Source organism: Micromonospora salmantinae (assembly GCF_022230905.1).
In the GTDB taxonomy this organism is placed as follows: Bacteria; Actinomycetota; Actinomycetes; order Mycobacteriales; family Micromonosporaceae; genus Micromonospora; species Micromonospora salmantinae.
This window is the reverse complement of the sequence record NZ_JAKKFG010000001.1, coordinates 163,700-181,571: the sequence shown is the minus strand read 5'-3', so window position 1 is coordinate 181,571 and position 17,872 is coordinate 163,700. Positions and strand designations below refer to the sequence as shown.

Here is a 17,872-nt window from a genome sequence, read left to right as displayed (position 1 = left end):
CGTTCGGGTCATCGAGCAGCGACGATCGACTGAGTCTGCGAAATTCGACGTCCGGATTGACCCGGGATGAACTCGCCAAGTCGATTTGATGTACGTACAGTGGTGCCGCCCCCTCCTGATCACGAGCTGGAGCACGCATGCCGGTTCAGGCCAGTCGTCGCCCTTCTTCCTCCGGGTCCGCCGCCCCCAGCGGTCGAGTCGCTGCGGCCATACCCGCGCAGGCACGCCCCTCGGGCGGCGGGCCGGGCTCGCGTCCGCCCGGCAGCGGCGGTGGTGGCGGTGGCGACCGCCCGGGTGGTGGTGGGTCGAAGAAGCGGACCAAGCGCAAGGACCCGCTCTGGGCCAGGCTGACCGTCGTCTTCGGTGCCGTGCTGATGCTGAGCAGCGGGGTGGCCATCGTCGGCAGCAAGGCGTTGATCGGGCAGGCGACCGGCGGCATCGCGAAGGGCAACCTGCTGGGTGACGCCGGCAAGTCCGACGCCGAGGGCGGTGCGAGCCTGGACGGCCCGATCGACATGCTGCTGCTCGGCGTGGACGCGCGGGAGCGCTGGGCCGCCGACGACGTCCGCTCCGACAGCATCATCGTCCTGCACATTCCGGCCACGCACGACCAGGCGTACCTGATCTCGATCCCGCGGGACACCGAGGCGCAGATCCCGGCGTTCAAGAAGAGCGGCTACGGCGGCGGCTCCGGAAAGATCAACGCCGCGTTCCAGGCCGGTGCCGCCAACGGTGGCGGCTGGGAGGGTGGCGCCCAGCTGATGGCCCAGACGATCAAGCGCCTCACCGGGATCAGCTTCGACGGCGCGGCGATCATCAACTTCGGTGGCTTCAAGAACGTCATCGACACCCTGGGCACGGTGCGGATCTGCGTCAGCCAGGAGGTCAAGTCGCTGCACATGTCGTACGTCGACGGCAAGCCGATGTGGAACGCGGACGCCAAGAAGACCGGCAAGCAGCGGACCCCGGTGGTGCACAAGAAGGGCTGCCAGGAGATGGAGGGTTGGGCCGCGCTGGACTACTCCCGGCAGCGCAAGTCCCTCAAGAACGGCGACTACGACCGGCAGGCCAACCAGCAGCAGCTGATCAAGGCGATGGCGAAGAAGGCCACCGAGGGCGGGATGTTGTCCAACCCGGCCAAGATGAACAACCTGATCAAGGCGGCGGGCAAGGCGTTCGTGCTGGACACCGGCGGCGTGCCGATCGAGGACTTCATCTTCACCATGCGCGGGGTCACCGGCAACGAGCTGACCATGCTCAAGACCAACAATGGCACCTTCAACGCCAACGACAACAACACCGAGGGCTTGAGCGAAGAGACGATGGCCATGTTCCAGGCGGTCAAGCAGGACAAGCTCGCCGAATTCGTCTTCACCCACCCCGAGGTGATCTCCACCCGCAAGTGAGGGCCGGGAGTCGCGGAAAGCCAGCGACGACCTCCTCACCGCCCGTAGCCTGACGTGAGCAGGTTTCACGTATCGGCTGCGGGGAGGCGGTCACGTCCAGGTGGGGACGGAACGCAACGGGCCGGGCCGGGACGGCCCCGTCCGCCCGGTCGCCTCGCGCCCGTTGGCCGCGGATCCTGCTCGGCATCGGCCTGGCTCTCGTCCTACTGGCGGGGCTCGCCGTGGCCGGGCTCAAGACGCTCAGCCACCGCTACGACCGCACGGTGACCAAGGAGCAACTGCTCGACGCCGACGCCCGCACCGACCGCACCGACCTGGACGGGCCGCTCAACTACCTCCTGGTCGGCTCCGACCGGCGCCCGGGCGACAGCGGCCCCGACCAACGCTCCGACACCATCCTCATCGTGCACGTCCCCGCCGGGCAGCGGGAGGCGTACCTGGTCTCCATCCCGCGTGACCTGCTGGTCGCCATCCCGCCTGCGAACGGCTTCGGCGGCGGTCAAGACAAGATCAATGCCGCGTACGAGCACGGCGGCGGCGGGCAGGCCGGCGCCCAACTGCTCTCCGCCACCCTGCACCGGCTCACCGGAATCCGGTTCGACGGCGCCGCGCTGATCGACTTCTCCGGCTTCCGGAAGGTCATCGACCTGCTCGGCGGGGTGGAGATGTGCGTGGACACCGAGGTCCGCTCGATCCACACCAACCGGGTCTTCCCCACCGGCTGCCACCAGATGGACGGCGCGCAGGCGCTGGACTACGTCCGACAGCGCTACGACCTGCCCGGCGGTGACTACGACCGGCAGCACCACCAGCAGCAGCTGCTCCGGGCGATGTTGGACAGCGCCGGCAGGGCGGACCTGCGGAGCAACCCCGTCAAACTGGACCAGGTGCTCCGGGCGGTCGGCGGCTCCTTGACCGTCGACACCAACGGCGTACCCCTGGAGGACCTGCTCCTCGCGCTGCGCGCGCTGCCGCCCGACGGGATGCGCGGCGTCCAGGTGCCCTCCTCGCCGCAGACCATCGACGAGGTCTCGTACGTGGTGCTGGACAACGGCGGCAACGGGCTCTTCGAGGCGCTCCGCGGCACTGAGGTGCCGGCCTGGGCGCAGGCCAACCCTCGCTGGGTGACCCGGTTGTGACGGTGCCGACGGCCCGGTCGGTGCCGAACCGGCCCATGAGGATCTAGTGTTGCTTCCTGTGTTCGGACCCCAGGTTCCCACCGTGCCCGTGACCGAGATCGCCGACGAGACCTACCTGCTGGACGTGCGGGAGGACGACGAGTGGGCGGCCGGCCACGCGCCCACCGCCCACCACCTGCCGATGATGGAGCTGCCGGCCCGGCTGGCCGAGGTGCCCACCGACCGGGAGGTGGCTGTCGTCTGCCGTTCCGGCGGACGTTCCGCCCAGGTCGTCGCCTACCTGATCAACAACGGCTGGGAGCAGGTACGCAACGCCGACGGCGGGATGCGCCAGTGGGCTGCGGTCGGCCGACCGGTGGTCGACGCGAACGGGCAGCCCGGCCAGGTCATCTGAGGCCGGCGGAATGGGCGGGCCACTGGTCTTCGCGCACCGCGGCGCCTCGTTCGACCTACCCGAGCACACCCTCGCCGCGTATCTGCGCGCCCTCGACGAGGGCGCCGACGGCCTGGAGTGCGACGTCCGGCTGACCCGGGACGGGCACCTGGTCTGCGTGCACGACCGACGACTCGACCGCACCAGCAACGGTCGCGGTCTGGTCAGCGCGCGTACGCTCGCCGAGCTGGACGCCCTGGACTTCGGCTCGTGGCACCCGGGCAGCGCCCCGATCGGCGACCTGCCACCGGACGAGTCGCACACCCGGCTGCTGACCCTGGCCCGGCTCCTGGACGCGGTGCTCGCCGCCGGGCGACCGGTCCGACTGCTGGTGGAGACGAAGCACCCGTCCCGCTACGGCTCGAACGTGGAACGGCGACTGGTCAGCCTGCTGCGCCGGTACGGGCTGGCCGACCCCGCGCCGGACGACCCGGTGCAGGTCACCGTCATGTCGTTCTCCCCGCTGGCGGTCCGTCGGGTGCGCGAGCTGGCCCCGACGCTGCCCACCGTGCTGTTGCTGGAAGTGCTGCCGCGCTGGCTGCGGTTGGGTCGGCTGCCGTTCGGCACCCGGATCGCCGGGCCGGGCATCGGCCTGGTCCGGGCCCGCCCGCAGCTGCTGCCCGCACTGCGCGCGGCCGGCAACCAGGTGTACGTCTGGACGGTCAACGAGCCGACCGACCTGGAGCTGGTGCTGGCCGCCGGCGTGGACGGGATCATCACCGACCGGCCCGCGTACGCCCTCGCCCGGCTGGACCGCTGACCCATCGACCGGGCGGGGGTGCCCAAAACCCGGTCGGCGGGGCAGACTCGGCACATGCCGGAGCGTATCGATTTCCCCGCTCTCCTCGCCGGCCACACCGTCGTGATCGAGATGATCAACTCTGGGGACGCGGGCCTGCCGGTCCTCACCCAACTGCTCCGGGTGGCCCAGCCTGCGCTCGGCGCCACCGGGATGGCGTTCGTCGAGTTCGGTCCGACCGGCGGTCGCGTCATCGCCGCGACCGGCGCGGCGGAGTGGGCCCTCGGCCGACCACTGGCTGTCGACGACCCGGACACCGTCTGCCTGCTCTCCGGGCCACGGGTACGCCAGGCGCGGGTGAGTGACCTCAACGGCAAGCTGGCCGGCGAACTGGCCGGCAGCGGCCTGCGCCGGATGGTCGTCTCCCGGGCCGAGATCGGCGGGCACACCGTCGGCAGCCTGCACGCGCTCTACCCGGGCGACGACGAGCCGGGTGCCGAGCAGCAGGGGGTGATCGCTTATCTCGCCTCCTGCGTCGGGCACATGTACGGCGACCAGAGTGGCCTGCCGGTGCACGGCGACGGCCCGGTGGTGGCGGCCCTCGCCGACGGGCTGGCCGTCGTCGACCGGGACGGGCACGTCCGGCTCTGGAACCCGGCAGCCGCCCAGGTCACCGGCCGGACGGTCGAGCAGGCGCTGAGCCACCCGTTGCCGTTCCCACTGCCGCCCTCCGGGCAGGTTCGGGACCACCGGATGCCGGACGGCCGCTGGCTGCGGATCACCTCCGGCGACCTGCCCGGCCCGGGAACGTTACGGGTGGTCACCTTCCGCGACATCACCGACCAGCAGCGCCGCGACCACGACCGAGAGCTGTTCGTCGCGGTGACCAGCCACGAGCTGCGCACCCCGGTCACCGTCATCAAGGGGTACGCGGACACCCTCACCGACCACTGGGAGTCGCTGACCGACGTCGACCGACGGCAGGCGGCCCGGGTGATCGGGCAACGCGCCAACGAGCTGGCCCGGCTGGTCGACCGTCTGCTCAGCTCGGCGGCCGAGGTAGGGCCGGGCGACGACCCTCCCACCCCGTTCGACCTCGGCGAGGCGCTGCGTTCCGCCGTCGTCGACCTGCCGGCGGAGCTGCGCCGCCGGCTGGTGCTCCGCCTCCCGAGCGATCTACCCAAGGCGCTCGGTCACCGGCCCAGCCTGGCCACCGTGCTGACCGAGTTGACGACCAACGCCGGTAAATACTCGGCACCTGGTTCTCCCATCGAGATCACCGCCTCCGGCGACGGTCATCTGGTGGCGTTCCGGGTCAGCGACCAGGGCATCGGCATCCGACCCGAGCACGTGGAACGGGCGTTCGACCGGTTCTGGCAGGGCGAGTCCGGCGACCGTCGCGGCTACCCGGGGGCCGGGCTCGGCCTCTATCTCGTCCGTCGGATCGTTGAACAGCAGAATGGATGGGTATCCCTACGTCCGAGGACCGGCGGCGGTACGGTCGCAGAGGTGCGGCTACCACGCGGTTGACCAGGGGTGGCGCGACGTGGAGGCGACGGTGGCAGCGGCAACGAGGGATCGAGCCTGGTGCGTGGTGGTTCCCCACCACCCGGGCGGGGCACGGCTGGCCCGACACCGGCTCGCCGCCGAGCTGACGGATGTCGTACCCCCGACGCTCCTCGCGGACCTGATCGCGGTGCTCGCGGAGCTGGTGGGCAACGCGGTGCGGCACGCCAGACCGCTGCCCGGCGGCGTGATCCGGGTTGCCTGGCAGCTGCGGCCCTCGGCCGAGGGCGCACTGATCCAGCTTCGGGTCACCGACGGCGGCAGCGCGAGCACCGGGCCGCGGCTCCGGACGGCCAACCCGGACGCGGCGGACGGGCGCGGGCTGCACATCGTCGCCGGCCTGGCCACCCGTTGGGGCGTCGAGCGGGACGGCATGGGCCAGCGCGTCTGGGCGGAGTTCGACCCGGCGCCGACACCTCGACCCGACCTGGTGTCGGCGGGCTGAGGACGGCTCGGGCGGGTCCCGGTCACGGCGAGCCGCTCGGGGCTCTAGGCTGTGACGCCGTGAGTAAGCGTCGAAAGAGCCAGCGCGCCGCCGCCGACACCACCCCCCGTCGCGACAAGGTGCGAGACGTCTTCGTGCCGCGTCCGTTCGACGGGCTGGTCGACGAGTCCGAGTGGATCGCGCTGCGCGAGTTGGTGCCCGCCGCCTCGGCCCCGCTGCGCCTGGCACCCGCCCTGGTCGAGGAATTCGGCGACCGGGCGGCGACGCTCGCCACGGTGCTGCCGATGGCCGCGCCGGCGATCACCAAGCCGGACGGCCGGGTGCTGATCGGTCTCCAGCGCCACCAGCAGTCCGGCGACGTGTCGCGGGACCTGGCCGACGCGTTGCTCAGCGCGCTGCGTGCCGAGCCGGGTGGCCAGGTGGCAGTGCCGCCACTGCCCGGCCCCGGGCCGCGGCTGCAGGACATCCTCGTGGACGGTCCGCTGGACATCACCATGCACGACGGTTTCGACTTCTGGCTCGACCCCGGAGCGGCCGACGATCCGACCGTCCAGGCGTCGCTGGAGCGGGCGAACGCGGCCATCTACCCGACGGTCCGGCTGACCGCGGCGAAGGCCGCGTACTGGTGTCAGGTCCCGGAGAAGGCCCACGTGCGCTGGGTGCTGCCGGACGACGAGGACGCCGCCCTGGACGCGCTGGCCCGACTCGGCGCGGCCGGCACGCTGACGCTCGGCGAGCAGACCAAGTTCGCCGGCATGTTCCGCGCGCACGGTCGACTCGTGCCGGTCTGGGACCTGCCGGAGGAGACCCCGGCCGCCGAGTGGGAGGAGCCGGTGGCGCAGTTCGCCAAGCGCTACGCCGAGGCGCTCACCGTCGCCGACCCACTCGACGCCGCCGGCCGCCGGGCCCGTCAGGGGCTGCTCGGCCGCCAGCTCACCCTGCGCTGAGCCGGGGCCGTCGTTCCGCTCGGCCGGGCGAGCTCAGGCGGCGTCTCGCTCAGCCGGGGTCGTACCGCTCAGCGGGGTGACGGGCCGGTCGTGTGCTCAGCCGGCGACGGGTAGCGGGTCGCGGGTGATCGGGCAGGACATGCAGCGCGGCCCGCCCCGACCGGAGCCCAACTCGGAGCCGGCGATCGGGATCACCTCGATGCCGGCCCGCTCCAGTTGGGCGTTGGTCTCCGTGTTGCGCTCGTAGCCGACGCAGAGCCGGGGGGCCAGCGCGAGAGTGTTGTTGCCGTCGTCCCACTGCTCGCGTTCCGCGGTGACCGGATCCAGCCCGGTGTCGATGACCCGGAGCAGGTCGAGGTCCATCGCGTCGGCGGCGGCCCGCAGGAACGGCGCCGGCCCGTCCACCCGGGGGTCCTCGCCGTCCCCGCCGGCGATCACCGTGTACGCGGACAGCGTGCTCGCGATGTTGGGGTACATCAGGACGGCGTCCACGTCGACCATCGTGCACACGGTGTCCAGGTGCATGGTGGCGCGCTTCTGGGCGATCGGCACCACCAGGATGGTGTGGGCCAGGCCGGCGGCGAAGACCTGCCGACCGAGGCGTTCCGCGCCGGCCGGGGTCGTCCGCTCGCCCACCCCGACCGCCAGCACCCCGGGCGCGAGCAGCAGCACGTCCCCGCCCTCCAGGTGCTCCAGGCTGGGGCGGTAGACGAACTCGGTGCCGGCGAACCGGGGGTGGTGGCGGTAGATGGCGTCGGTCAGTGTGGTCTCCCGGCGGCGGGCCGGCATGGCCAGGCTGGTGACACCGACCCGGTCGCCGATCCACAGCGACGAGTCGCGGGTGAAGAGCAGGTTGGGCAACGGGTCGATGACGAAGTCGTGTCGGTCCATCAGCGTGTAGACCAGCCCACCCGGTCGCTCGGAGCTGATCCGCAACTCCTCGTGGGCCAGCCCGGCGGTGAGCACGTCGGCGAGCGCGGCCGGGTCCAGGTAGGAGAGGTGGTCGGCGACACGGGCGCGCAGCGTGTCGCCGAGCCGCCGGGAGCGCAGCACCTGCTCGGTGAGTTCGGCCCGGGCGTCCGCGACGGCCAGCGTCTCGGCCAGCAGGGTGGCCAGGTAGAGCACCTCGACGCCGCGCTCGCGCAGGGCGGCGGCGAACGCGTCGTGCTCCTCCTGGGCGCGCCCCACCCAGGGGATCGCGTCGAACAGGAGCGAGTCGTTGTTGCGCGGGGTGAGCCGGGCCAGTTCGGGGCCGGGCCGGTGCAGCAGTACGGTGCCGAGCCGCCCGACTTCACTGTCGACGTAGTGGGTCACTCCCGCAGCGTAGGGCAGGGTTTAGCGGCATCCGAGAAAAGAACTGTGGATGAATATGGCATTCATCCACAGTCATTCCGGCGCTCCGGCTTGCAGAACACCGGTAGTGGCAACGTAGGGTAGTGAGGACATAACTTCGAGGGACCTTTTGCCGGAGGTCGCGATGACTGTCTTTCCCGCACGACGAGCCGTACCGTCCGCTCGGGCACTGCCGCCCGTCGCGGTGCCACACCCCCGCGTCGAGGCGCCGGGGGTTCTCGAACCGGTCCGTCCGACCCCGCTCGAGTGGGCCCGCCGCCGTCGGGCCGAGCGGGGTGCACGCCGCCTGGAGGCGGCCGGGGCACGGGCGTTGGGCCAACTCGACCACCTCGGGCCTGCCTGGCACGTGATCGAGTGGCCGCGCACCGACGTGACGGACGTCCTCGACCGCGGTCAGGACGAACGAGCCGGGTTCCTCGCCATCGGGCCGAGTGGCCTGTTTGCCGTGACCATCGCCGACCACGGCCGAGCCAGGGTGCTCGTCGCCGGCGACGTGGTGCAGATCAACGGCAAGCGGCCTCCGTACGTGGCCGAGTCCCGCCGGGACGCCAAGCGGGCCAGCAAGGCGCTCTCCGAGGCGGTGGGGCTGCCCGTTCCGGTGACGCCGGTGCTGACCTTCGTCGGCTCGGGCGTGATCAGCGTCTACGGCCTTCCGAAGGACTGTCTGATGGCCACCCACCGGGAACTGGACCGGCTGCTCGTCGCCGGCGGCAGCCGGATCAGCCCGGCCACAGCCGAGAAGCTTTCCCGGGTCGCACAGCACCCGGGCACCTGGCTGAACGGCACGTACCGTCCAACCGCCGACTACCGGTGGTACGACGAGGGCCGAACGGCCGCTGACAAGCCGGCCCACCGCCGGTAACGTCACCGGCGACGCCACGCGGCTCCGGTCCCCCCGTTCACCTCACCGGTCTCCGCGCCGTCACCGGTCGCCTCGGTTCACGCTGCGCGCCCCGGTGACCCGGTGCGCTCGGTGATTCCGTCGGCGACCCGCTAGCGTGGACAGTCGATCGGTGCACATAGGAGGCGCGGTGGCCCACGTCGAACTTTCGCTCTCGGAAGCGTTCGTGCCGGCGGCGCGGGCCTCGACAGAGCCGGAGTCCGACAACGTCGGCCAATGGTCGTCGACAGTCTCCCGGGCGGACGAGCCGTGCCTGCTGATCGACGCCGACACCCGGGTGGTGGCGATCTCCACGGCCGGTTGCGAGCTGCTCTGTCTCGGTGAGCCGGCCGGGCTGATCGGGCGACCGTTGCTCGATGGCGGGCTGCGCCTGCTCGACTTCACCGCCAACCGGGGCGAGCTGACCGAAGCCGAGATCGACAAGATTCCGCCCCTGCTGGCGCTCTCCTCCGGCCGGCTCGCCCGTGGGCTACTCAGGGTGCAGGCCGCCTCGGCGAACAGCTCCGACGCGACAGTAGACGCGATCTCCACCCCGGTGCTCACCGACGGCACCGTGGCCGGCTCACTCACCTTCTTCTCCGAGGTCTGACCTGCGGCGCAGTGTGTCCCTCGCCGCACGCGGCGTTGCCCGGGCGGGTCCACACGAAGGCCGTAGGGTGCCCTCATGCTCGATATCGCCCTGCTGCCGGGGGAATACGCTGTGTGCCGGCTCGCCCCCGGCACCACCCTGCCGTACGCGCTGTCAAGCGGGCTGCGCGACGCGGACGTGGTGACGGTGAGCTGGACCTCCGACGGGATCTCCGTGATCTGCCCGACCGAGCGGGCGCCGGCACAGGCCGTGGTGGAGACGACCTGGCGTTGCCTACGGGTCACCGCCCCGGTGGCCCTGGCCGGCACCGGCAGCCTTGCCGCGCTGGTCGACCCGCTCGCCGAGGCACGGGTCAGCGCCGTCACCTTCTCCACGTTCGACACCGACTATCTGCTGGTGCCTACCGTCCGTTTGATCGAGGGCACGGCCGCGCTCCAGCGCGCCGGGCACCGCGTCACCGGCTGACCTTCACCCGACCCGCCGCTCGCCCTACGATGGGCTCGGCCACCCCGGCCGCGACGAATTCTCCGATGTCCCGAGGATCGGCCCGTGCCGTTCACCCCACCCCCGCCCGCGTCCCCCTCACCGCGGTCGACGATCCACCCCCCACCGGCGGCTGCTGGCCGGGCAGCCGATCGCGTTCCGGCGCGGAGCCTCGCCCGAGTCCTGCCGATCGCGCTCGCCGTCGCGGCGCTGGCCGGCTGCGGCGCCCCACCCGGGCTGGGGGAGCCGACCAGCGTGCCCACCCACACCGCAGCCCCGACACCGTCCGGACCGAGCACCGCACCGGCCACCCCGCCCACCACCGCGCCGTCTCCCGGTACGGTCACGCCCACCCCGGACGCCGGGTTGGTCGCGACGGCCTGCCGCAACGGGCCGACCGGCCAGCGGGTGCTGCAACTGTTGCGCGGCCGGGCCGGAGTGCTGCCGGCGAACGTCCGGGTCCAGGTCCGCACCGGGCCGCTCTGCGCCGCTGACTGGCAGTTCACGGTGCTGACGGTGACCGGGCACGAGGAACTCCAGGTGATCACCCGGGGCGAGCCCGGTTCCCCGGTGCTGGTCACCGCCGGCACGGACGTCTGCACCATCGAGGTACGCGCCACCAGCCCGGCCGGGATTCGCGCCCTCGCCTGTGACGCCGGCCCGGCCAACGGGCCGGGTGCGTAGGCTGATCGGCATGCCGGGAACACCGCCGACACGTTTCGTCTTCCTCGGGCCGGAGGGCACCTTCGCCGAGCAGGCCCTGCGTTCCATACCCGCCGCCGAGCGCGGCACCCGTACGCCCGCCCGCAGCGTCGGAGAGGCGCTGGACAGCGTCCGCGCCGGCGACGCCGACGCCGCGCTGGTGCCACTGGAGAACTCGATCGGCGGCGCGGTGGGCGTCACGCTGGACGAGATGGCCGAGGGCGAGCCGCTGGTGATCACCCGGGAGGTGATCCTGCCGGTGGAGTTCGTACTCGCCGCGCGGCCCGACACCCCGCTGACCTCGATCCGCACCGTGGCGGCCCATCCACAGGCGTCCACCCAGTGCCGGGGCTGGTTGCGCAACCACCTGCCCGACGCCGTGGTGGTCGACGTGCTCTCCAACGGCGCGGCCGCCGCCGGCGCCGGCACGGGTGAGTACGACGCGGCGATCTGCGCACCGATCGGAGCCTCCCGGCACCGACTCACCACACTCGCCGACAAGATCGCCGACCACCCCGACGCGGTGACCCGGTTCGCGCTGGTGTCCCGCCCCGGGCCGCCACCGCCGCCGACCGGTGACGACCTCACCTCGCTCGCGGTCTACATCGCCCACGACCGCGTCGGCGCGCTGCTGTCCGTGCTGATGGAGTTGGCCGTCCGTGGGGTCAACCTGACCCGGATCGAATCCCGGCCGACCGGCGAGGCGTTGGGCCGCTACGTCTTCTTCCTGGACTGCACCGGCCACGTGGCCGACGTACGCCTGGGCGAGGCGTTGCAGGGGCTCCGCAGGGTCTGTGCCGACGTCCGCTTCCTGGGGTCCTACCCCCGGCACCGGTGGGCCGAGGCGGGCGAACGCCCGGTGCCCGCGCCAGCGGGGCTCTCCGACGTCGACTACGCCGACGCGGTGGCCTGGCTGACCCGCCTGCGTACCGGTGAGTTGACCTGACCGGCGCGGAGCGCCCCCAAGAGAACGGGAGCGCCCGCGCCGCTGCGGTCAGCCCGACAGGTCCGGTGCGGCCAGCGCCACTCCCGGTCAGCTCAGCAGACCGCCGAGCAGACCGCCCTCCTGCTGCTGCTGGCCACTGCCCATGATCGGCGGCTCCTCGGACGGCTGCACCACGACGAAGCCCTGACCGGCGAAGCTCATGGTGAACGACTCACCGGTGCGACGCCCGAGCAGAGTGCCGAGGCCGAGCTGTTCGGCCCGGTGGTAGCCGGTCTGGAGGTTGGCCGACCAGCAGACCGCGGCCTGGGGGTCGACGTACGTCGGAGCGTCCACGTTCAGCACGACCGGGGTGCCCCTGGTGGTGATGGCGATCCGCCCGTAGCCGGTGAACACACAGTTGAAGAGGCCGGACGAGGACGCCATCCCGGCGCCGCCGACCATCCTGATGTCGTACTGGAGGGTGGAGTCGAAGGCGAGCACGCTGCTGCCGTTGATGGAGAGGGAGTCGCCCGGCTCCAGGTCGATGATGTGCACGTCCTTGGCCAGCTCGGCGAGGAAGACGTCACCCTGCCCGGTGACCTTCATCAGCGGGACGCCCTCGCCGGTGAGCTTCTGCTTGAGGAACTTGCCGAGCCCGCCGGAACCCAACGCCTGGAACTGCACATTGCCCTGGTAGGCGACCATCGACCCGACCCGGGCCATCGCCTCGCCGTTGAGCTCGATCTTCAACATCTTGGAGTTCTGCAACCGCATGCCGGGCTGCGCGGACTCCTTCTCCAGATTCTCCGCGGAGAACAGCTCGCTGCGCATGAAAGGGCCTCCTGAATAGGGTCGCGTTCGCTGCACCGACGGTAGGCGACCTCGGCAAGCACCGGCCATCGGACGGGCGGCGCGGCGCGGGCGGATCGAACGGCGGGGGCGGGCGTCGAGCGGCGGGGGCGGGCGTCGAGCGGCGGGGGCGGGCGTCGAGCGGCGGGGCTCAGCCCCAGCCGAGCGCGTGCAACCGCGCGTCGTCGATGCCGAAGTGGTGGGCGATCTCGTGCACCACTGTCACCGCCACCTCGTCGATGACGTCCTCGTCGTTGTCGCAGATCCGCAGGATCGGACGGCGGTAGATGAAGATCCGGTCGGGCAGCACACCGGAGTAGTCCCAGCCGCGCTCGGTGAGCGCATGCCCCTCGTAGAGGCCGAGCAGGTCGACCTCTCCCGGTGGCGGGTCGTCCTCGACCAGGATCACCACGTTGTTCATCAGGCCGAGTAGTTCTTCGGGCACCTCGTCGAGGGCTTCGCCGACCAACTCCTCGAAGCGCTCACGGCTCATCTCCACCGGCACCTCGCCCATTGTGCCCGACGCGGGGGCACGCGGCCCGGTCCTGCCGGACGACAGTGGCCGTCATCCGCACATGCACGGAAGAAGCGACCACCCTGGATCGGGCGGAGGCTCCTTCCGTGGACGTACGGGCGGGCCGGTTGGCTCAGGCAGCCAGGCGGGCGTTGAGGGTGATCTCGGCACCCGGCGAGAGCAGGCGAGAGATCGGGCAGTTGGCCTTGGCGGCCTCGGCGAGCTTCTGGAACTCCGCGTCGTCGATCCCCGGGACCTGGCCGACAGTCTCCAGGTCGATCCGGGTGACCGTCATGCCGGCGTCGGTCTTGTCCAGGTGCACCTTGGCGGTGGTCTCGACCGAGGTGGCCGTCGAGCCCGCGTCGGCAAGCGCCTTGGAGAACGCCATCGAGAAGCAGCCGGCGTGCGCGGCGGCGATCAGCTCCTCGGGGTTGGTGCCCTCACCCTCCTCGAAGCGCGACTTGAAGGAGTAGTTGCCGGACAGGCCGCCCTTACCGGTGCGGATGGTGCCCGCGCCCTCGGTGAGATTGCCCTGCCATTGTGCTGAAGCGGTACGGATAGGCATGGGGCAAACGCTAGCGGAAAGGCGACCGCCGAGCGACAGACCGGCGCGCTCGCCAGCCCTGCGATCCCTGTCACCACCAGCTTGCTGTGCCATGATGCGACCCAGGTCCGTGACAGGGCGGAAGGGTGGCCGATGTCCGAGGAGCTTCCGATCCCGCGGCAGGGCGACCGATCCGAGGCCCCGGCGGTGATCGAGTGGGGTGCCGACGAGCCGGCCCCGCGACGCCGCTTCGCCTGGTCCCTGGCCGACTTCACGCAGGATCCTCGTCTGCCCCTGCTGCTCGCCGGTCTGGGCGCGGTGGCCGCGATCGCCTCGCTCGTCGGTGAGTGGCTGGTGATGAACCTGCCGAACGGCGGGCCCGAGGGGAACACGACGATCAAGGTGCCCGCCGGGGTGTCCGAGGTCGGTGGCTTCGGGGTCGGCTACCTGGTCGGGCTTCTTGCCCTCGTCTGCACCGTGGCGCTGACGTTGCGCGGCACGGCGGCCGTGCGGCCGAACGCCCGGCTGGCCGGTCTCACAGTGGCCGGTGCCCTGCTGGCGCTGCTGGTGGCTGCCACGGCCAGCCTCGACAACCCCGGTCAGCGAAACTTCTTCTACTCGCCCCAGGACGGCTTCCAGGTCGAGTACGGCCGTGGGCTGGTGATGGCGTTCGTGGCCTGCGTGCTGTTCGCGGCCGCCCTGCGGCTGACCCCCGCCGCACCCCCCGACGCGTTCGGGCCGCCGGACGACGACCGCCCCGCCGACCCGCCAGCACCGCGCCCCCGGCGCCGCCGCCGTGACCCCGACCCGATCGAGGACGGCCTCCCCGCCCCAGCCGACCTGACAGTCACCCCCGCCGCCCCCTTCGCCCGCCCCGACCCCCAGCCCTAACCCCCACCCCACCCCACCCCGCACCCCCCACCCCGCGCCGATCTTGCGTTTGCTGTCCCGGCATAGGGCCCATAAGCACGCGAAACGGCAACCGAAAGTGCAAGATCGCGCGGTGAGGTGGGGGCGGCGCTGCGGGACACCTCACGGGCGCTGGGGGTTGGCGTCCGATTCGCCTGGAAGCCATGGTTGGGGCCCGTTTCGCGAGGTACGGTTGCTGCCCGCCGTCACTCTGGGACTCGGTTTCGCTGATCCTGGCGGTGCGACGGCGGTGGGCGAAGGAGGAACAATGACCCGCCCGGGACTGCCCAAGTTGATCGCGACCGACCTCGACGGGACGCTGGTCCGCAGCGATGACACCGTCTCCGCGTACACCCATGGGGTGCTCGACCGGGTGCGCGCCGCCGGAATTCCGGTGGTCGGCGCAACCGGACGCGGCCCTCGGTTGACCGAGTTGACCCGCAACGACATCCGTGCCGCCGACTTCCTCGTGATGGCCGGCGGCGGACGGGTGGTCGACCAGAGCGACCCGAGCGGCCCGGTGGTGCTCCGCGACGAGCGGCTGCCCGCCGAGGTGCTGGCCCCACTCCTCGCCGACCTGGAGACGGAGGTCGGCCCGCTGACCGTGATGGTCGAGGCGTCCGACGAGCACGACGCCCCGCTGTGGGGCGACTACCACGAGAGCTGGCCCTACCAGGACCGCTTCGAGGCGCGCACTCGCGACGAGTGCCTCGCCTGCGACGTGATCAAGGCGTTCGCCCGGACCGCCGACCATCACGTGGACGAGCTGCTGGCGGTGGCCCGCCGGATCGTCTCGCCGCAGGTCGCCACGCTCACCCAGGCCGGGCTCGGCTTCATCGAGATCTCCCCGCCCGGCGTGGACAAGGCGACCGGGCTGACCGTGGTGGCGCAGACGCTCGGGGTCGACCCGGCCGATGTGCTGGTCTTCGGTGACATGCCCAACGACCTGCCGATGTTCGAGTGGGCCGGTTGGTCCCGGGTGGCAGTGGCCAACGCACACCCCGCGCTGCGCGCCGCCGCCGACGAGGTGACCTTGCGCAACGACGACGACGGGGTGGCGGTGTATCTGGACCGGCTACTGTCCCGGTAATGGGAGACACACCCCGCCTCATCGCCACCGACATCGACGGCACGCTGATCCGCGACGACCACACCGTCAGCCCACGTACCGCCGACCTGCTCGCGCGGATCTCCGCGCGAGGCACGCCGGTCGTCCTGGTCACCGGCCGTCCGGTCCGCTGGCTCAAGATGGTGTACGACCAGCTCGCCCGACCGCTGCCGGCGGTCTGCGCGAACGGCGCCGTGGTCTACGACCCGTTCGAGGACGAGGTGGTGCGGGCTGACCCGCTCGCCCCGCACCACCTGGCCGAGGTGGCCCGGAGGCTACGGGCCGAGGTGCCCGGGATCAGCTTCGCCGTGGAGATCCTGGACAGCCGGGAGATGCGGCACGAGGCGCACTACCCGCTGCGGTGGGATGCCGACGCCAACGGCATTCGGCCGATCGAGACGCCGGAGGAGTTGCTCTCGGTGCCGGCGGTGAAGCTCCTCGCCCGAGCCGGCGAGCAGGACCCGGATGCCTTCGCCGAGCTGATCGCCACGGCGGTGGCGGGGTTGGCCGAGGCCACGCACTCGTCGTCCTCCGGGCTGGTGGAGATCTCGGCGGCCGGGGTGACCAAGGCGGCGGGACTGGCCTGGTACTGCGACCAGCTCGGGGTGGCCGCGGCGGACGTGCTGGCCTTCGGCGACATGCCCAACGACGTGCCGATGCTGACCTGGGCCGGGCGTGGTGTGGCGGTGGCCAACGCGCACCGCGCCGTCCTGGCGGTCGCCGACGACGTGACGACGGCGAACACCGAGGACGGCGTGGCGGCGTACCTGGAGAAGATCTTCGGGGTGGACTGAGGTCAGAGGTACTGACCGGTGTTGTGACCCTCGCCGCCGCCCGGCTGGCCGATGCCCGGCATCCCGGGGACTACCCCACCGGGGCCGCTGGGCAGTGCCTGCCGGCCGCCGCGCATCTGCTCCAGCTGCACCCGGGCGGCCATCTGCTGGGCCACCAGGGCCGCCTGGATGCCGTGGAACAGGCCCTCCAGCCAGCCGACGAGCTGGGCGTGCGCGATCCGCAGCTCGCCCTCGCTGGGGGCCTTGTCCTCGGCGAAGGGCAACGAGATGCGCTCCAGCTCGTCGCGCAGCTCGGGGGCGAGGCCCTCCTTGAGCTCGACGATCGACCGCTCGTGGATCTCCCGCATCCGGTTGCGGCTGGCGTCGTCGAGAGGTGCGGCCTTCACCTCCTCCAGCAACTGCTTGATCATGCTGCCGATCCGCATCACCTTGGCCGGCTGTTCGACCAGGCGGGTCGGGTCCTCGCCTTGGCCCTCGTCGGTCTGCATCGTGCCGATCGGCCGGCCGTCCGGGCCAACCACCACCACGGTGCCGGAGTGGCCGGAGTCGTCGGGGCCGGGCTCGTCGTTCTGTCCAGCGGAGCGCGCTTCGGTCATGGGGTCCATCTTTACCCAGCGGGCGCGAACCATGCCGGCCGGGACCGACTACCGGGGCCGAACCACCCGGGCGGGGCGCGCTACCGTCGCGCCATGCCTGTCGACCCGCGCGCCGTGTTGACCCGGCCCGCACCCGAGCCCGACCGGACAGTGGCGTACGGGGACCACCCGGACCAGGTGGCCGATCTGCGCCTCCCGGCGGGAGCCGGGCCGGCCCGGCCGCTGGTCGTCGTCCTGCACGGCGGCTTCTGGCGGGCCGAGTACGACCGACGGCACACCGGCCCGTTGGCCGCGGCCCTCGCCGCTGACGGCTACCCGGTGGCGCAGCTGGAATACCGCCGTACCGGGCAGCCCGGGGGTGGCTGGCCGGGCACCCTGACCGACGTGTTGACCGGGGTGGCCGAGCTGCCGGTGCTGGCGGCCGAGGCGCTGCCCGGCCGGGTGAGCCTGGCCCCGCCGATCCTGGTCGGGCACTCCGCCGGCGGCCACCTGGCGCTGTACGTGGCGGCCACCGCTCCGGCAACGGTGGGCGGGGTGCTCGCCCTGGCCCCGGTGGCCGATCTGGGCGAGGCGTACCGGCGGGATCTGGACTCGGGCGCGGTCGCCGCGCTGCTCGGCGGCGGCCCGGCGCAGTTCCCCGACCGGTACGCGAGCGCGGATCCACGGATGTTGGTACCGATACGAGCACGGACAGTAGTCGTCCATGGCTCGGACGATCGCCAGGTTCCGGTCGAGATGAGCCGGGATTTCGTCGCGGAGGCGCGTGTCACTGGTTCCGATATTTCCCTTGTTGAACTGCCTGGATGCGAGCATTTCGGGCTGATCGACCCGGAGGCCGTCGCCTGGCCTCAGGTCCTCGCCGTGTTGCGGTCCCTGCACGATGATCACTAGCCATTGACGCAGCGTCGCGGACCAGGTAGAACGCCGGTG

21 protein-coding genes are annotated in these 17,872 nt (G+C 71.9%); 16 read left to right on the top strand and 5 right to left on the bottom strand.

Going from position 1 to position 17,872, the window contains the following annotated elements; genetic code table 11:
• Positions 1-137: 137 nt before the first annotated feature.
• From PSH03_RS00850 to PSH03_RS00820, 7 genes are all read left to right on the top strand, one after another.
• Positions 138-1,406: an LCP family protein gene (locus tag PSH03_RS00850; protein WP_210782736.1), complete on the top strand. Its 1,269-nt coding sequence runs from the start codon at positions 138-140 to the stop codon at positions 1,404-1,406.
• A gap of 221 nt (positions 1,407-1,627) precedes the next feature.
• Complete coding sequence (locus tag PSH03_RS00845) at positions 1,628-2,545, top strand: LCP family protein (RefSeq protein ID WP_238687954.1); 918 nt, start codon at positions 1,628-1,630, stop codon at positions 2,543-2,545.
• Between the two features lie 58 nt (positions 2,546-2,603).
• On the top strand, positions 2,604-2,939 hold the full coding sequence (locus tag PSH03_RS00840) for a rhodanese-like domain-containing protein (protein WP_030487745.1): 336 nt from the start codon (positions 2,604-2,606) through the stop codon (positions 2,937-2,939).
• 10 nt (positions 2,940-2,949) lie between these two features.
• Positions 2,950-3,738, top strand: a complete 789-nt coding sequence (locus PSH03_RS00835) for a glycerophosphodiester phosphodiesterase (RefSeq protein ID WP_210782738.1) — start codon at positions 2,950-2,952, stop codon at positions 3,736-3,738.
• Between the two features lie 54 nt (positions 3,739-3,792).
• Positions 3,793-5,247 (top strand): PAS domain-containing sensor histidine kinase, encoded by a 1,455-nt coding sequence (locus PSH03_RS00830; RefSeq protein ID WP_210782740.1) that lies wholly within the window; start codon positions 3,793-3,795, stop codon positions 5,245-5,247.
• A gap of 61 nt (positions 5,248-5,308) precedes the next feature.
• Positions 5,309-5,728 (top strand): ATP-binding protein, encoded by a 420-nt coding sequence (locus PSH03_RS00825; protein WP_238687953.1) that lies wholly within the window; start codon positions 5,309-5,311, stop codon positions 5,726-5,728.
• Positions 5,729-5,787: 59 nt separating this feature from the next.
• Positions 5,788-6,675, top strand: coding sequence for a DUF5926 family protein (locus PSH03_RS00820; RefSeq protein WP_210782745.1), 888 nt, complete (start codon positions 5,788-5,790; stop codon positions 6,673-6,675).
• Positions 6,676-6,771: 96 nt separating this feature from the next.
• On the opposite strand, the gene PSH03_RS00815 is transcribed toward PSH03_RS00820, so the two are convergent.
• On the bottom strand, positions 6,772-7,989 hold the full coding sequence (locus PSH03_RS00815; protein ID WP_091396783.1) for an arginine deiminase: 1,218 nt from the start codon (positions 7,987-7,989) through the stop codon (positions 6,772-6,774).
• 163 nt (positions 7,990-8,152) lie between these two features.
• Between PSH03_RS00815 and PSH03_RS00810 the strand changes: the two genes are divergently transcribed.
• From PSH03_RS00810 to pheA, 5 genes are all read left to right on the top strand, one after another.
• Positions 8,153-8,890, top strand: coding sequence for a hypothetical protein (locus PSH03_RS00810; RefSeq protein WP_112583868.1), 738 nt, complete (start codon positions 8,153-8,155; stop codon positions 8,888-8,890).
• Between the two features lie 169 nt (positions 8,891-9,059).
• The gene (locus PSH03_RS00805) at positions 9,060-9,518 is read left to right on the top strand and encodes a hypothetical protein (RefSeq protein WP_112583869.1); all 459 of its coding nucleotides are present in this window, start codon (positions 9,060-9,062) and stop codon (positions 9,516-9,518) included.
• A gap of 75 nt (positions 9,519-9,593) precedes the next feature.
• Entirely contained in the window at positions 9,594-9,983 is a 390-nt protein-coding gene (locus PSH03_RS00800) for an ACT domain-containing protein (protein ID WP_238687952.1), read from the top strand.
• 84 nt (positions 9,984-10,067) lie between these two features.
• Positions 10,068-10,685, top strand: coding sequence for a hypothetical protein (locus PSH03_RS00795; protein ID WP_308194339.1), 618 nt, complete (start codon positions 10,068-10,070; stop codon positions 10,683-10,685).
• Between the two features lie 10 nt (positions 10,686-10,695).
• Positions 10,696-11,649, top strand: a complete 954-nt coding sequence (gene pheA, locus PSH03_RS00790; RefSeq protein WP_210782751.1) for a prephenate dehydratase — start codon at positions 10,696-10,698, stop codon at positions 11,647-11,649.
• 87 nt (positions 11,650-11,736) lie between these two features.
• Here the strand turns inward: pheA and PSH03_RS00785 are convergent, their stop codons facing one another.
• The 3 genes from PSH03_RS00785 to PSH03_RS00775 all read right to left on the bottom strand — a co-directional run bounded on the left by PSH03_RS00785 (position 11,737) and on the right by PSH03_RS00775 (position 13,556).
• Positions 11,737-12,459, bottom strand: a complete 723-nt coding sequence (locus PSH03_RS00785; RefSeq protein ID WP_210782753.1) for an AIM24 family protein — start codon at positions 12,457-12,459, stop codon at positions 11,737-11,739.
• Between the two features lie 169 nt (positions 12,460-12,628).
• Positions 12,629-12,976 (bottom strand): metallopeptidase family protein, encoded by a 348-nt coding sequence (locus PSH03_RS00780; protein ID WP_196924705.1) that lies wholly within the window; start codon positions 12,974-12,976, stop codon positions 12,629-12,631.
• A gap of 148 nt (positions 12,977-13,124) precedes the next feature.
• Positions 13,125-13,556: an OsmC family protein gene (locus tag PSH03_RS00775; RefSeq protein ID WP_091396762.1), complete on the bottom strand. Its 432-nt coding sequence runs from the start codon at positions 13,554-13,556 to the stop codon at positions 13,125-13,127.
• A gap of 132 nt (positions 13,557-13,688) precedes the next feature.
• Between PSH03_RS00775 and PSH03_RS00770 the strand changes: the two genes are divergently transcribed.
• The 3 genes from PSH03_RS00770 (at position 13,689) to PSH03_RS00760 (ending at position 16,346) form a co-directional block, all read left to right on the top strand.
• Positions 13,689-14,426, top strand: coding sequence for a hypothetical protein (locus tag PSH03_RS00770; RefSeq protein WP_238687951.1), 738 nt, complete (start codon positions 13,689-13,691; stop codon positions 14,424-14,426).
• Between the two features lie 286 nt (positions 14,427-14,712).
• Entirely contained in the window at positions 14,713-15,534 is an 822-nt protein-coding gene (locus PSH03_RS00765) for an HAD family hydrolase (protein ID WP_238687950.1), read from the top strand.
• Positions 15,534-16,346 carry an HAD family hydrolase gene (locus PSH03_RS00760; RefSeq protein WP_210787440.1) on the top strand — a complete coding sequence of 271 codons (813 nt, stop codon included), beginning with the start codon at positions 15,534-15,536 and terminating at the stop codon, positions 16,344-16,346. The genes PSH03_RS00765 and PSH03_RS00760 overlap by 1 nt, the downstream gene beginning before the upstream one ends.
• 2 nt (positions 16,347-16,348) lie before the next feature.
• On the opposite strand, the gene PSH03_RS00755 is transcribed toward PSH03_RS00760, so the two are convergent.
• Positions 16,349-16,951, bottom strand: coding sequence for a bacterial proteasome activator family protein (locus PSH03_RS00755; RefSeq protein ID WP_091396749.1), 603 nt, complete (start codon positions 16,949-16,951; stop codon positions 16,349-16,351).
• Between the two features lie 84 nt (positions 16,952-17,035).
• On the opposite strand from PSH03_RS00755, the gene PSH03_RS00750 reads away from it, so the two are divergent.
• Positions 17,036-17,833 carry an alpha/beta hydrolase family protein gene (locus tag PSH03_RS00750; protein WP_238687949.1) on the top strand — a complete coding sequence of 266 codons (798 nt, stop codon included), beginning with the start codon at positions 17,036-17,038 and terminating at the stop codon, positions 17,831-17,833.
• Positions 17,834-17,872: the final 39 nt, after the last annotated feature.

Bases quoted from the DNA above. Each gene is read 5' to 3' on its own strand.
- PSH03_RS00850 (WP_210782736.1), top strand. From the start codon at position 138: ATGCCGGTTCAGGCCAGTCGTCGCCCTTCTTCCTCCGGGTCCGCCGCC.
- PSH03_RS00835 (WP_210782738.1), top strand. From the start codon at position 2,950: ATGGGCGGGCCACTGGTCTTCGCGCACCGCGGCGCCTCGTTCGACCTA.
- PSH03_RS00830 (WP_210782740.1), top strand. From the start codon at position 3,793: ATGCCGGAGCGTATCGATTTCCCCGCTCTCCTCGCCGGCCACACCGTC.
- PSH03_RS00810 (WP_112583868.1), top strand. From the start codon at position 8,153: ATGACTGTCTTTCCCGCACGACGAGCCGTACCGTCCGCTCGGGCACTG.
- PSH03_RS00800 (WP_238687952.1), top strand. From the start codon at position 9,594: ATGCTCGATATCGCCCTGCTGCCGGGGGAATACGCTGTGTGCCGGCTC.
- pheA (WP_210782751.1), top strand. From the start codon at position 10,696: ATGCCGGGAACACCGCCGACACGTTTCGTCTTCCTCGGGCCGGAGGGC.
- PSH03_RS00785 (WP_210782753.1), bottom strand. From the start codon at position 12,459: ATGCGCAGCGAGCTGTTCTCCGCGGAGAATCTGGAGAAGGAGTCCGCG.
- PSH03_RS00775 (WP_091396762.1), bottom strand. From the start codon at position 13,556: ATGCCTATCCGTACCGCTTCAGCACAATGGCAGGGCAATCTCACCGAG.
- PSH03_RS00770 (WP_238687951.1), top strand. From the start codon at position 13,689: ATGTCCGAGGAGCTTCCGATCCCGCGGCAGGGCGACCGATCCGAGGCC.
- PSH03_RS00765 (WP_238687950.1), top strand. From the start codon at position 14,713: ATGACCCGCCCGGGACTGCCCAAGTTGATCGCGACCGACCTCGACGGG.
- PSH03_RS00760 (WP_210787440.1), top strand. From the start codon at position 15,534: ATGGGAGACACACCCCGCCTCATCGCCACCGACATCGACGGCACGCTG.
- PSH03_RS00755 (WP_091396749.1), bottom strand. From the start codon at position 16,951: ATGGACCCCATGACCGAAGCGCGCTCCGCTGGACAGAACGACGAGCCC.
- PSH03_RS00750 (WP_238687949.1), top strand. From the start codon at position 17,036: ATGCCTGTCGACCCGCGCGCCGTGTTGACCCGGCCCGCACCCGAGCCC.